Below are 12,552 nucleotides of genomic sequence, written 5' to 3' on the forward strand. Positions count from 1 at the left end.
AAGGATAGACATTAGTCATTGCCACTAAAAGCGGAGCCTATCGTGCTGCCATTCGAACATCTCTACTCCACCTTACCTGAACCCCTCTGGGTCGCCACCCAAGCAACACCCGTCGCTAGCCCAGAGCTGATCGCATTCAATGCGCCGCTTGCCCATGAGCTGGGCGCTCAAGAGATACCTGATCCCGCCACGCTCGCCGAGTGGTTTAGCGGCAACCAGCCCATGCCGGATGCCAAGCCGGGCGCGTTAGGTTACGCAGGCCACCAGTTCGGCAACTTCGTGCCACAACTAGGCGATGGCCGTGCGTTGCTGCTGGGCGAAGTGATCGACCAGGTCGGCATTCGCCGCGATGTGCAGCTAAAGGGCAGCGGCCGCACGCCGTTTTCCCGCGGTGGCGATGGTCGTTCACCGCTAGGCCCGGTGCTGCGTGAGTATCTGGTGAGTGAGTTCATGGCGGCGATGGGCATTCCCACCACCCGAGCCCTTGCGGCCGTCACCAGCGGCGAGCGCGTAGTGCGGCAAATGGCCGAGCCCGGCGCCGTCTTTACCCGCGTGGCGAGCAGCCATATTCGCGTGGGCACCTTTCAGTTTGCCGCTGCACAGCGGGATGAAGCGTTGCTCAAAGCCCTGGCGGATCATGTGATTGCGCGCCACTATCCGGAAGCCGCCAATGCGGAAGACCCCTATATGGCGCTGCTGGAGGCGGTGGTCGCCCGCCAGGCCGTGCTGATTGCCCGCTGGATGAGCGTCGGCTTTATCCATGGTGTGATGAATACCGATAACTGCAGCATTGCCGGTGAAACCATCGATTACGGCCCCTGTGCCTTTATGGAGCAGTTCGACCCCCAGAAGGTGTACAGCTCCATCGATCAAGGCCGCCGCTACGCCTTTGCCAACCAGCCAGCGATTGCCCAGTGGAACCTGGCCCGCTTTGCCGAAACGTTGCTGCCGCTGATGCGTGAAGAGGGCGAGACGGTGGTAGAGCAGGCCACCAATGCCATTCGCCGCTTCGATACGCTGTTTAGTGCAGAACAACTCCGCCTGCACGCCGATAAACTCGGTTTAGCGGCGGAAAGCCCCCAAGCCGAAGCCCTAATGGAAGGCCTAGAAAGCCAGATGCACCAGGGGCGGATGGATATGACCGCCGCTTTTGATGCGCTCACGCAATACGCTTCCTCGCCGAATGATGAACACCGCGAGGCGCTACTGGCGCTAACGACTCAGCCTAATGAGCTAACCGCCTGGCTAGATACCTGGCAGCAAGCGCAGGTAGCCAGTCAGGATAGCGAGCGTTTTGCCGCCATGCGTCGGGCCAACCCGGTCATTATTCCCCGCAACCACCGGGTTCAAGAGGTCATCGATGCCGCTTACGACGGTGATTTTGTGCCTTTTCATACGCTGTTAGCGGTCGTCACCCAGCCATTCGATGACTCCGTTGAAGCGCGCCGTTTAGCAGCGCCCGCCACGGAAAATGAGCAGGTGCTAAGGACATTCTGCGGCACCTGATGCTGTGATAAACTGTGGTTTTTTACAGGTAGAAGGGTAGCCGGTGCGCAAAATCATTCACTGCGACTGTGACTGCTTTTATGCAGCAGTGGAAATGCGCGATAACCCCGCGCTGCGGGATATCCCGATTGCGATTGGTGGCAGCGTCGAGCAGCGCGGGGTGGTGGCCACCTGCAACTATCCCGCCCGCGAGTTTGGTATTCATTCGGCCATGCCCATGGGCCAGGCACTCAAGCGTTGCCCGCACCTCACCGTGATTCGCGGTGAGATGGCCAAATACAAAGAGGTCGCCCGCCAGGTCTTCGCCATTTATCGCGATGTGACTGAACTGATCGAACCCCTCTCCCTGGATGAGGCCTTTCTGGATGTCTCGGAGGTCACCCAGCACCGCGGCAGCGCGACACTTATGGCTGAAGCGATCCGGGAACGGGTTAGCCGAGAAGTGGGGATCACCGTTTCAGCGGGCGTCGCGCCCAACAAGTTTCTGGCCAAAATTGCCAGCGACTGGAACAAACCCGACGGCCTGTGTGTGATTACGCCGGATAAGGTCGATAGCTTCGTACAACAGCTGCCGGTCAAGAAAATCCATGGGGTGGGCCCGCGTACGGCTGAGAAGTTAGCGGGGCTGGATATTCATACCTGCGCTGACCTGCGCACCCGCACGCTGACCGACCTGGTCGAGCACTTTGGCCGCTTTGGGCGGCGGCTGCATGAGCTAAGCTGGGGGCGGGACGAGCGCCCGGTGAAAACCCACCGGGAGCGCAAATCGGTCAGCACCGAGCAGACCTACGCCCAGGATTTACCCAACCTCGATGCCTGTCACCGAGAACTACCCGCGCTGATCGAAGATCTGGAGCGCCGCTATGCGCGTCTAGACCCGCCACTGGCGGTGCGCGGCCTCATCGTCAAAGTAAAATTCAACGACTTTACTCAAACCACGGTCGAACACGCCGACCCAGCGCCCAATCTTGCTCAGTTTGAAACCTTACTCAATATCGGCTGGTCCCGTGGCGAGCGCCCCGTGCGCCTGCTGGGTGTGGGGTATCGGCTGGCGGAAAATACGCAGGAACACCAACTCCCGCTGTTTTAATTAGCCTGTTAACCCTTCGCCTGATTGACCCCGTGGCAGGGGCGCGCTAAAACAGACGTATGATAGTTTGAGTTGTTCATTTTTCCGTTTGGTCACCCACGAGCTCCGCCATGTCTGCTGATGCCGCTTCACGCCCCCGTTTAGTGTTTGCCCACGCCAATGGTTTTCCAGGGTTAAGCTACCGCAGCCTGCTGAACCCGCTGGCAGAGATGTTTGATCTCCACCCGCTGGATCGTCTGGGTCATCATCCGGATTATCCGGTGAATCATAACTGGGGCAATCTGGTGGATGAGCTGCTGAGCTACCTGCCGCAGAGTGATAAACCGCTGCTGGGCGTGGGACACTCGCTGGGCGGCACTTTGATGGCCATGGCCGCCGACAAGCAGCCCGAGCGCTTTTGTGGGGTGATCATGCTCGACCCACCGCTTATGCTGGGGTCGGATGCCTGGGCGATGAAAGCGGCCAAGCGGTTTGGCTTTATTGACCGAATTACACCTGCCGGTAAAACCCTGGGGCGTCGAAGTGTATGGCCCAGCCGTGAGGTAATGGCGAGTTCACTGGGACGTCGGGGACTGTTTAAGCGCTTTACCCCCCAAGCACTCAACGACTACATTGAAGCAGGGACGCGCTTGTTAGACGACGGCAGCGCTGAGCTGACCTTTGATCCTAGCATTGAGGTGGAGATTTTCCGCCATCTGCCGGATCACCTTTCGCGCTTGCCGCAGCGGCTTGGCGTGCCGCTAGAGCTGGTGGCGGGTAACGAATCCCACTTGCTGACGGCGTCGCGCATCAAACGCTTGCGGCGAAAGGGGTTATCGGTGAGCGAGGTTCCCGGTACGCACATGTTCCCGATGGAGCACCCGGATGAGACGCGTGCCGCCATTTTGACTGCCTGGCAACGTATCGCCAACGCCAGACAGACTTCTCATACAGCGTAAGGAGGCGTTATGTACCTTTCCGTACAACTTAGCTATTACCCGCTGGCCGATGACTTCAAGCCGGTAGTCAAAGAGGTGGTGAAACGCCTGGAGGCGACGGGACTGGAAGTGCACCCGAACCGCATGAGCACTCAGGTATTTGGCGAGTTCGATGAGGTAATGGCAGCATTAAGCGATGTGATGAAGTGGTCGTTTGAGACCCATGGTAAAGCGGTATTTACGGCTAACTTTTTGGAAGGTGACCGTCGGCCTCGGTAACTGAGCCGAGGTCGCTGCGACGGAAGCTCTGTGCGGGATCAGCCGTGCCCATCGCTTAAGCGCCCACAGTGGCGAAACTGTTGGGTTGCGGAAAAACCGGCCCTGGCGGAGCTTTCGCCAATGGTGGTCATAGTCGCCTGTTGCAGGTAGTCGCGCTGTCCTGCCTATCATCGCTTGAGATGACCCTTCGATTGCATACACCAACGAGACGCGTTTTTTAGGGCCTACTCGTTGGTAAGCGGGTTAGATAAGTTATCATTAAACTACATAAGTCATGGGGCGAGGATATCATCATGTTAACAGCGCTTGTTTTTTTGATGATTTTGGTGGGAGTGACGATTTCTTGGTATCAAATCTATCAAATGCATTTCAATATTAATACATATGATAGCGCCAAACTTTCGGGTAAGAAAAACAGGCAGTTCGAAAAGCTTAGCGTCCACGAAAAGAGAGCAGTTGAAAATCAAGATGCCTCCCTTCTTGATAAAGCGGCTGTTGATATATTCGGTAATGATTTTAATGTGGCAGCATTGCGGATTGCTTTTTCTAAAGAGGGGCGGGAGATTTATGGAGTGCCGCTTTTAAGGCGTAAAAATGGTTTGGTTTTAAATTCGTCGAGCAAAAAGGGGAGGGGTAGTACAAGCGCTCGCCATGCTCTTTGCTTCAAGACAGGGCTGCCTTCCATTAACCTGAGAAGCTTTTTTATAGTCGCCGTCATTGCTAACTGCGGGTTGATTCAATTATTGGCGGCCATGAGTATCTACACCATTCACTATGAAGTTAGTGTGTCGATTTTAGAGTGGATTAATCAACCTTCGATGATTATGTCTATGATATTTTTTATTGTGTTCTTGAACTACTTGATCTCTAAAGTGGATGCTTATATGCATGATCTTTATCAGGTTGGAAAGTTGAATCAGCTAGCGCCTTTATTCAAGTGATGTTGTCAGGTTTGACGTTTTTTTAAATGAGGCGATAGCCGCATAGATTAGACAAAAGCTGGCTAGACAAAAACGCCGCCCAATTGGGCGGCGTATGTTTGAATATTGATAATGCTTAGGTCAACGATTCCAGGCAGGACTCGATGATATCCAGCCCTTCGTTGAGTACGTCGTCTTGAATAGTGACGGGCATCAGGAAGCGGATGGTGTTGCCGTACATGCCGCATGACAGCAGGATCAAGCCCTCTTCACGGGCTTTCTTGCACAGCGCCGCCGCCAGCTCAGCATTAGGCGTGTGATCTGCTTTGTTCGATACCAACTCAAATGCGGCCATCGAGCCCATATTGCGCACATTATCGATGCAGTCAAACTTGCCCGCCCACTCGTTGAAGCGCTTCGCCAGCTTGTCGCCCAGCGCTTGGCTCTTCTCCAGAATATTCTCTTCTTCAAACACTTCCATCACGGCCAGCGCTGCGGCACAGGCGGTGGGGCTACCGGTGTAAGTGCCGCCCAGTGAGTTAGGGCCTGATGCGTCCATGACTTTGTCGGTACCGACAATCGCGGAGATCGGCATGCCGTCGGCCATACTCTTGGCCATGGTCATGATGTCCGGTTCAACGCCGCTGTGTTCGATGGCAAACATTTTGCCGGTACGGCCAAAGCCTGACTGCACTTCGTCGATGATCATCAGGATGCCGTGCTCATCGCAGATTTCACGGATCTTGGTCAGGAAGCTGGTAGAGGCTGGGTAGAAACCGCCTTCACCTAGTACCGGCTCAAGCACGATGGCTGCGGTATCTTTGGGGTTGGCATCGGTTTTTAGCGTCATCTTAAGGCCACGAATGGCTTCATCTTCGCTAACGCCGTGGTAGGGCACTGGGTAAGGGGCTCGGAAGACGGTGCCCGGCATCGGGCCGAAGTCGCTCTGGTAAGGCGCTACCTTGCCGTTCATGGCCATGGTGAAGAAGGTACGGCCGTGGTAGCCGCCGTCAAAGCAGATAACGTTGGAACGGCCGGTGGCTGCGCGGGCGATCTTGACGGCGTTTTCCAGCGCTTCAGCGCCCGAGTTAGCCAGCATGACCTTGGCGTGGCCACGAACAGGCACGATCTGGCTGAGTTTTTCAGCGACTTTGACATAGCCTTCATAAGGCATGACCGTCTGGCAGGTGTGCATCAGCTTATCAAGCTGGGCTTTTACCGCCGCGACTACTTTCGGGTGGCGGTGGCCCACGTTAAGTACGCCAATGCCGCCTGCAAAGTCGATGAAGCGGTTGCCGTCAACGTCCCAGATTTCAGAATTTTCAGCGCGGTCGGCGAATGCCGTTGCGGGGCTAGCAGCGCCAGCAGCGACATATTTGTGTTTCAACTCGTTCAGTTCGGCATTGCTGCTCATGGCTTACTTCCTAGATTGATGAGAGATGTTCTTTCAGCATAGTGCGTATCTGTAAGCATAGTGCCTAATAGCGTTACTTACATGGGTGACGATGCAATGACAACCTTGCTACATAGCGGTTGCGGGCTGTCCTAACGATAACGGAAGAATTAAGCCCTGTTTAGCGTTTTAACAGCTAGGCGCAACTCTTGAAGGTGCTCCGTCAAGTCGCCGCTAAGGGCGTTCACTGCGGGCCTGGCAAAATAAAAGCCCTGCTGACGGACAATACCGGCCCGGGCCAGCCACAATGCCTCGGCTCGGGTTTCTACGCCTTCGGCGATCAGTCCCATGTCGAGCTCTTGGGCGAGTAAAATGATGGCGTTCAACAGTGCTTGGCGGCGTGGGTCGCTATCGCAGTGCATCACTAATTCACGATCGATTTTGAGCGTGTCAGGGGTTAAGTCAGTGAGCAGATCCAGGTTGGCGTAACCGTTGCCAAAGTCATCGAGTGCCGTTTTGAAACCCATCGAGCGATAGGCATCAATGATATTGCATAGGTGCTGGCGGTCGCGGACACGCTCGGTTTCGGTGATTTCAAAAATGAGCCGGTTCGTTGGCCAGCCCACCCGCTTTGATACTTCTAGCGTTGCCTGTATACAGGCTTCGGGTTCGTAAACGGCGTTGGGCAAAAAGTTAATCGAAAGATTGGTTTGCATGCCCAGTGCACTGGCCATTTCGATTGCTTTCACTCGGCAGGCCTGGTCAAAGCGGTAGAGCAAATCACTCGTGACTTGCGAAATAACGCTCCCAGCAGACTCGCCTTGCATACCGCGAACCAGCGCCTCGTAAGTGACGATTTCAGCCAGTGATAAATCCACAATCGGTTGAAAAGCCATGGTGAATTCAAAAGGCAATTCGCCTTCACAGCGTTTACAGCTGCCATTAACGCGTGCGCACTGGCTCATTGCTGCTCCTGATGGTGTCAGTAACGGCGATTGCCGCTAAAGCGTTTATTAGAAAAAGCGCTTTCTTTACGCTATATGGAAGCGCTTTGCGATGCATATTTTTCTGATGCTCAGTTTTTGTAATGTCCAGTATTTGCAATGCTTAGTTTTGCAATGCTTATTTTAAATATTAATACAGTGTTGGTATAGGTTTTGTACAGAAATGTTGCCTGTATCGCGCTTTTGCTTACCGCTTTTCTTTCAGTAAAAAGGCATAAAAAAGCGCCTATTCAGGCGCTAAAGAAAGGAAGTGGTTTTGACGACAAAAAGCGGCTAAATAATGCCCGCTTCGCGAAGCGCCGTACGCTGCTCCGGAGTAATCCCAAGCTCTTCCAACACGCTTTCTGTGTGTTGGCCCAAGTGGGGCGGCGCCGTGGTGGCACTCAGTTGAGCACCATTAAAGCGGATAGGATTAGCCACTAGATCAACGTGGCCCGCTTGGTCGTGGGGCAGGGTCTGTTTGAGCCCGCGCGCTTTTACATGCGGGTCATCGAACACCCGATCGAGCGTATTGATCGGCCCGCAGGGCACGCCAACTGCTTCAAAAGCAGCCAACCATTCATCGGTGGTGCGTTGGGCCAGCGCCGCTTCCAATTGCGGTACCAGCAGTGCCCGGTGATTCACCCTGGCGCCGTTGGTGGCAAAGCGTGGGTCTTCAGCCAAGGTCGGAAGCGAAAGCACCGTGCAGAAACGTTTGAACTGCTCGTCATTGCCGACCGCCATAATCATATGGCCATCTTGGGTGGCGAACGCCTGGTAAGGCACGATGTTGGGGTGGGCGTTACCCAAGCGCTGGGGCACATTGCCGGAGGTCAGGTAATTCAACGCCTGATTGGCGAGCACACCCACCTGGACATCCATCAATGCCATATCAATATGGCAACCAACGCCGCTATCGCGGCGCTGATAAAGCGCGGCGAGTATCGCATTGGCCGCATACAGCCCGGTAAAAATATCGGTAAACGCGACGCCGCTCTTCACTGGCCCGCCGCCAGGTTCGTCATCGGGCTTGCCGGTTAGGCTCATAATCCCGCCCATGGCTTGAATCATAAAGTCGTAACCCGCCCGGTGGGCGTAAGGGCTTTCCTGGCCAAAACCGGTAATCGAGCAGTAGATCAGCTTAGGATTTAGCGCTTTCAGGCTGGCGTAATCCAAGCCGTAACGCTTGAGTCCGCCGACCTTGAAGTTCTCTATCAGCACATCCGATTGCGCGACTAACTGCTTAATGACCGCTTGGCCTTCGGGCTTGGCCATATCGACGGTCACCGAGCGTTTGCCGCGGTTAGCGCACAGGTAGTACGCCGACTCTTCAGTGCCCGCCAGCCAAGGAGGGCCCCAGTGGCGAGTGTCATCGCCGCTGCCGGGGCGTTCAACCTTAATGACATCCGCGCCCATATCCGCAAGCATTTGACCGCACCACGGCCCGGCCAGTACGCGGGAGATATCGAGTACTTTAATGCCGGCCAGTGGTTTGGTTGGCTCACTCATAGGGGGCTTGCTCATAAAGGCGGTTTCCTTGGCTGTTGGCGTTTAACGGGGCGTCATTCAGGGGTTCTTAAAAGAATGCCTGAATACCCGTTTGTGCGCGGCCCAGAATCAGCGCGTGCACATCGTGAGTGCCTTCGTAGGTATTCACCGACTCCAGATTGACCATATGGCGAATCACGCCGTACTCATCAGAAACGCCGTTGCCGCCGTGCATGTCGCGCGATTGACGGGCGATATCCAGTGCCTTGCCGCAGTTGTTGCGCTTGATCAGCGAGACCATTTCCGGCGCCCAGTTGCCGCTATCCATCAATCGGCCGACTTGCAGTGCTGCCTGCAAGCCCAGAGTGATCTCGGTTTGCATGTCGGCGAGTTTTTTCTGGATCAACTGATTGGCGGCCAGCGGGCGGCCGAACTGCTTGCGGTCGAGGGTGTACTGGCGTGCCGCGTGCCAGCAGAATTCAGAGGTACCCATGACGCCCCAGGCAATGCCGTAACGGGCTTTGTTCAGGCAGCCGAATGGGCCTTTCAAGCCGCTGACGTTGGGCAGCAGATTCTCTTCGGGAACGAAGGCGTTATCCAGCACGATCTCACCGGTAATCGATGCGCGTAGTGACACTTTGCCTTCGATTTTAGGGGTCGTGAAGCCTTCGGTGCCGCGCTCAACGATAAAGCCTTTAATCTGATTATCGTGGGCTGCTGATTTCGCCCAAACCACGGCGATATCGGCGATTGGGCTGTTGGTGATCCACATTTTGGCGCCGGTCAGGCGGTAGCCACCGTCAACTTTTTCCGCCCGGGTAATCATATTGCCGGGGTCGGAGCCGTGGTCGGGCTCGGTTAAACCAAAGCAACCCACCATCTCGCCACTGGCAAGCTTAGGCAGAAATTTTTGCTTCTGCTCTTCAGAGCCGTAAGTCTCAATGGGATACATCACCAGCGAGGACTGCACGCTCATGGCGGAACGGTAGCCGGAGTCAACGCGCTCGACTTCGCGAGCAATCAGGCCGTAGGCGACGTGATTAACGCCTGCACCGCCGTACTCGGGGGAAACGGTAGCGCCCAGCAGGCCAAGCTCGCCCATTTCGGTCATGATCTCGCGGTCAAAACGCTCTTCGCGGAAGGCGGTCAGCACGCGGGGCTGAAGGTTTTCCTGGCAGTAATCGTAGGCGGCATCGCGGATCTGGCGCTCTTCGTCGGTGAGCTGTTGTTCCAGTAGCAGCGGGTCGTCCCAGTTAAAATGTGTCATGGCGTGTTTCCTAAGTTCGTGGGCAGGAATAAATGCAAGATAGCTGACAATCAATGTATCGCCGTTTTTATAAAATATCTACATTTTTTTAAAACGCAGAATTTAACTTTTGAAAGGAAGCGATTAACGGATGCCGCGCGCCTCAAGCACCCGAGTAATAATCGGCACTGGGGTCATCAAGTGGTCCCGCATCAAGGTGTCGGCCTGGGCAGTGTCCCTGGCTAGAATGACCTCCACCAGCGCGGCGTGCTCCTGGCGCTTTAGCTCCAGCGCTTGGGGTGACATCACGGTTTCTTGAAGCCATAGATGACGGTAGCGCTCCACTTGATTAAACAGGGTGTCGCGCATCTGCAGCAGGTGAGGGGAGTTGCAGCCACTGGCGATGGCAGTATGGAATGCCTTGTGGCGTTGGTCCCAAATGTCGAGCAGCTCATCCGGGGTGCTGACATCGGTGACCTTGGCCAGCCGGTGAGCCGTGGCCAGCACCATGGCTTCCCAGTCGTCGTCGCCGCGCTCGATGGCTAGACGCAGGATTAACCCCTCAAGCTGTGCTCGGGCGTCGTAAATGTCGTTGAGTTCGGCCAGCGACATCGGGGCCACTCGGTAACCGCGCTGGCTGATCGCCACCACTAAGCGGTCTGCCACCAGCTGTGAGAGTGCTTCCCGCAGTGGCCCGGTGCTGGCGCCGTAATGCTCTTTCAGGTGGCTCATCAACAGCTTCTGTTCTGGAGCGTAGCGGCCTCGGATAATGTCATGCTTGAGTTGCTGATAAGCACTGATGGCCAGATTCTGGCGCGGTGCGCCTTTCTCAAAAACATTGAGCTCCATAGCGGTAAGGCTCCTGGGCAACTGACGAAAGGGAAAAATTATCGGCTATAATGACCAAATAATAACAATTTGGCATAGAGGAATATATTTATGCAGAATTTCATCATTTTTCTGCGTCGACCTCTGTCAAGGTCTGGTCTCAAGATCAAAGCCTAATTAAGGGTGGCGCTGAGCTGATAACCCTCATTAGCATCTAACGCATCAGCCGTGCTAACTTCTCCTCCACCGCTTCTGGTTACTTTTAGATAGTTAGCAGAAGCTGGGGCTTCAACACCTCCTTTTTCGTCAACCATACCTATAAGTCCAAGCAGGACGGAGGAAACGCTCATGCGAACTCTACGCTCTCTATACACCACAGCCGCTGCCGCTTCTATGCTCGCAGTGGCGCTTCCCGCAAGCGCTCAACAACTTTCAATCGCTACCGGCGGTACTGGCGGCGTTTATTACCCGATCGGTGGTGGTTTTGCCGAAATGATCAACAACCACATCGAAGGCGCCCAGGCGACCGCTGAAGTGACCGGTGCCTCGGTTGAGAACATGGGCCTGATCATGCGCGGCGATGCGGATCTTGCGCTGGCACTGGCTGATACTGTCTATCAGGCCTACACCGGTACCGGTGACTTCGAAGGTCGTCAGATCGAAAACACTCGTGCGCTGGCGTCGGTTTACCCTAACGCAGTACAGCTGGTCACCCTGGCCGAGTCGGATATCGAGTCGATTGCCGACCTAGAAGGCAAACGGGTTTCCGTTGGTGCGCCGGGTAGTGGCACCGAGCTGAACGCGCGTGCACTGCTCGAAGCCAACGGCGTCAGCTACGACGATTTCACTCCCCAGCGCCTCAACTTCAACGAAACGGCCGATGCGATTCGTGACGGTGATATCGATGCAGGCTTCTGGAGCGTTGGCCCGCCGACCAGCTCCATTCTTAACCTAGCCGCCACGCGTGATATTCGTCTGATCGGTCTTTCCGATGAAGAAGTGGCCAATGCCCAGGAAGAAGAGGCGGTATTTGCCCCTTACGAACTGGCAGCCGGTATGTATGACGGCATGGATGAAGCCGTACAGACCATTGGTATTCCCAATGTTCTCGTCGTCAATGCCGATATGGACGAAGAGCTGGCCTACCAGCTGACGCAACTGCTGTTCGAAAACACCGATGAGCTGATTGCCGTTCACCCGGCAGCGAACGACACCACCGTTGAGTTCACCATGGACTCTACCCCGGTGCCGCTACACCCAGGTGCACTGCGCTACTTCGAAGAAGTCGGTGCTGAAATTCCGGATCGTCTGCGTCCGTAACCGCTAAAGTGCATTGAAGGATAGTGCATTGAAGGATATTGCCATGCAGTGGCAGCAACGACTGTTGGCGCTACTGATTGCATGTTCTCCGTTCGCCGAAGTGGGGGCTTCCCCCGCTTCGGCGTCGGCGTTTATGCGCCTAGCCGTCGTGACTGAGCAAGGCGACACCCTGGTGGATGAAGCGGTGCCTGCTGGTGGTCGCTGGTGTATAAAGTGGCAACACTCCGTTGAGCATTTTACGGTGCTGGATTGCTATCGTAATGCAGCGGGCGTCATGCAATTGGAGCGTAGTCATCAACCTGATTTTGCCGCGGGGCTCGGGCATATTTTTGGCCGCGGCGAGCAGGTGTCAGACGGTGAAGGCGGTTACTGGATTAATGCGATTAACGAGCCTGTCACCAATAACCGGTATGTATTGAGAGTTGGCTCTCCTGCTGTCAACCATCGCGTAGTATGGCCTGGCGGTGAGCATGCGCCGGTGAGCCTAAGTGATCACGCTGCTGGGCAACGCGTGACCATTCAGCTAATAGCCCCTCACGCATCCCCGCGTGAATAAAAACGACATTAGTTAACGCTTCCGAG

The 12,552-nt window shown here is 55.4% G+C and carries 13 protein-coding genes; 7 read left to right on the forward strand and 6 right to left on the reverse strand.

The annotated features are described in order from the left end of the window. Positions 1–42 precede the first annotated feature (42 nt). From V8L70_RS16715 to V8L70_RS16735, 5 genes are all read left to right on the forward strand, one after another. Complete coding sequence (locus V8L70_RS16715) at positions 43–1,506, forward strand: protein adenylyltransferase SelO (RefSeq protein ID WP_232774692.1); 1,464 nt, start codon at positions 43–45, stop codon at positions 1,504–1,506. A gap of 43 nt (positions 1,507–1,549) precedes the next feature. Beyond that, positions 1,550–2,596 (forward strand): DNA polymerase IV, encoded by a 1,047-nt coding sequence (dinB, locus tag V8L70_RS16720; protein ID WP_101145782.1) that lies wholly within the window; start codon positions 1,550–1,552, stop codon positions 2,594–2,596. Positions 2,597–2,706: 110 nt separating this feature from the next. Continuing rightward, complete coding sequence (locus V8L70_RS16725) at positions 2,707–3,534, forward strand: alpha/beta fold hydrolase (RefSeq protein WP_008958844.1); 828 nt, start codon at positions 2,707–2,709, stop codon at positions 3,532–3,534. Between the two features lie 9 nt (positions 3,535–3,543). Next, positions 3,544–3,792, forward strand: a complete 249-nt coding sequence (locus V8L70_RS16730) for a YkoF family thiamine/hydroxymethylpyrimidine-binding protein (RefSeq protein WP_008958845.1) — start codon at positions 3,544–3,546, stop codon at positions 3,790–3,792. Positions 3,793–4,085: 293 nt separating this feature from the next. Further along, positions 4,086–4,733, forward strand: coding sequence for a hypothetical protein (locus V8L70_RS16735; protein ID WP_101145783.1), 648 nt, complete (start codon positions 4,086–4,088; stop codon positions 4,731–4,733). A 115-nt stretch (positions 4,734–4,848) separates the two neighbouring features. Here the strand turns inward: V8L70_RS16735 and gabT are convergent, their stop codons facing one another. The 6 genes from gabT to V8L70_RS16765 all read right to left on the reverse strand — a co-directional run bounded on the left by gabT (position 4,849) and on the right by V8L70_RS16765 (position 11,000). After that, positions 4,849–6,126 (reverse strand): 4-aminobutyrate--2-oxoglutarate transaminase, encoded by a 1,278-nt coding sequence (gene gabT / locus V8L70_RS16740; protein ID WP_008958847.1) that lies wholly within the window; start codon positions 6,124–6,126, stop codon positions 4,849–4,851. Between the two features lie 149 nt (positions 6,127–6,275). Beyond that, positions 6,276–7,070 (reverse strand): EAL domain-containing protein, encoded by a 795-nt coding sequence (locus tag V8L70_RS16745; RefSeq protein WP_101145784.1) that lies wholly within the window; start codon positions 7,068–7,070, stop codon positions 6,276–6,278. Between the two features lie 312 nt (positions 7,071–7,382). Then, positions 7,383–8,597: a CaiB/BaiF CoA transferase family protein gene (locus V8L70_RS16750; RefSeq protein ID WP_035587139.1), complete on the reverse strand. Its 1,215-nt coding sequence runs from the start codon at positions 8,595–8,597 to the stop codon at positions 7,383–7,385. A 67-nt stretch (positions 8,598–8,664) separates the two neighbouring features. Continuing rightward, positions 8,665–9,843 carry an acyl-CoA dehydrogenase gene (locus V8L70_RS16755; protein WP_101145785.1) on the reverse strand — a complete coding sequence of 393 codons (1,179 nt, stop codon included), beginning with the start codon at positions 9,841–9,843 and terminating at the stop codon, positions 8,665–8,667. A 123-nt stretch (positions 9,844–9,966) separates the two neighbouring features. Next, the gene (csiR, locus tag V8L70_RS16760) at positions 9,967–10,671 is read right to left on the reverse strand and encodes a DNA-binding transcriptional regulator CsiR (protein ID WP_008958851.1); all 705 of its coding nucleotides are present in this window, start codon (positions 10,669–10,671) and stop codon (positions 9,967–9,969) included. 152 nt (positions 10,672–10,823) lie between these two features. Further along, complete coding sequence (locus V8L70_RS16765; RefSeq protein ID WP_008958852.1) at positions 10,824–11,000, reverse strand: hypothetical protein; 177 nt, start codon at positions 10,998–11,000, stop codon at positions 10,824–10,826. Here V8L70_RS16765 and V8L70_RS16770 point away from each other — a divergent pair. Continuing rightward, positions 10,999–11,970: a TAXI family TRAP transporter solute-binding subunit gene (locus V8L70_RS16770; RefSeq protein ID WP_008958853.1), complete on the forward strand. Its 972-nt coding sequence runs from the start codon at positions 10,999–11,001 to the stop codon at positions 11,968–11,970. The genes V8L70_RS16765 and V8L70_RS16770 overlap by 2 nt on opposite strands. 43 nt (positions 11,971–12,013) lie before the next feature. Next, on the forward strand, positions 12,014–12,526 hold the full coding sequence (locus tag V8L70_RS16775) for a DUF1850 domain-containing protein (protein WP_101145786.1): 513 nt from the start codon (positions 12,014–12,016) through the stop codon (positions 12,524–12,526). The last annotated feature ends 26 nt before the right edge of the window (positions 12,527–12,552 follow it).

The sequence above is a fragment of the Vreelandella arctica genome (assembly GCF_037070215.1).
Taxonomy (GTDB): domain Bacteria; phylum Pseudomonadota; class Gammaproteobacteria; order Pseudomonadales; family Halomonadaceae; genus Vreelandella; species Vreelandella arctica.

Coding starts and splice junctions, on each gene's coding strand:
- V8L70_RS16730 (WP_008958845.1), top strand. CDS start 3,544: ATGTACCTTTCCGTACAACTTAGCTATTACCCGCTGGCCGATGACTTC.
- V8L70_RS16765 (WP_008958852.1), bottom strand. CDS start 11,000: ATGAGCGTTTCCTCCGTCCTGCTTGGACTTATAGGTATGGTTGACGAA.
- gabT (WP_008958847.1), bottom strand. CDS start 6,126: ATGAGCAGCAATGCCGAACTGAACGAGTTGAAACACAAATATGTCGCT.
- V8L70_RS16770 (WP_008958853.1), top strand. CDS start 10,999: ATGCGAACTCTACGCTCTCTATACACCACAGCCGCTGCCGCTTCTATG.
- V8L70_RS16775 (WP_101145786.1), top strand. CDS start 12,014: ATGCAGTGGCAGCAACGACTGTTGGCGCTACTGATTGCATGTTCTCCG.
- V8L70_RS16750 (WP_035587139.1), bottom strand. CDS start 8,597: ATGAGTGAGCCAACCAAACCACTGGCCGGCATTAAAGTACTCGATATC.
- V8L70_RS16725 (WP_008958844.1), top strand. CDS start 2,707: ATGTCTGCTGATGCCGCTTCACGCCCCCGTTTAGTGTTTGCCCACGCC.
- csiR (WP_008958851.1), bottom strand. CDS start 10,671: ATGGAGCTCAATGTTTTTGAGAAAGGCGCACCGCGCCAGAATCTGGCC.
- V8L70_RS16735 (WP_101145783.1), top strand. CDS start 4,086: ATGTTAACAGCGCTTGTTTTTTTGATGATTTTGGTGGGAGTGACGATT.
- V8L70_RS16745 (WP_101145784.1), bottom strand. CDS start 7,070: ATGAGCCAGTGCGCACGCGTTAATGGCAGCTGTAAACGCTGTGAAGGC.
- V8L70_RS16755 (WP_101145785.1), bottom strand. CDS start 9,843: ATGACACATTTTAACTGGGACGACCCGCTGCTACTGGAACAACAGCTC.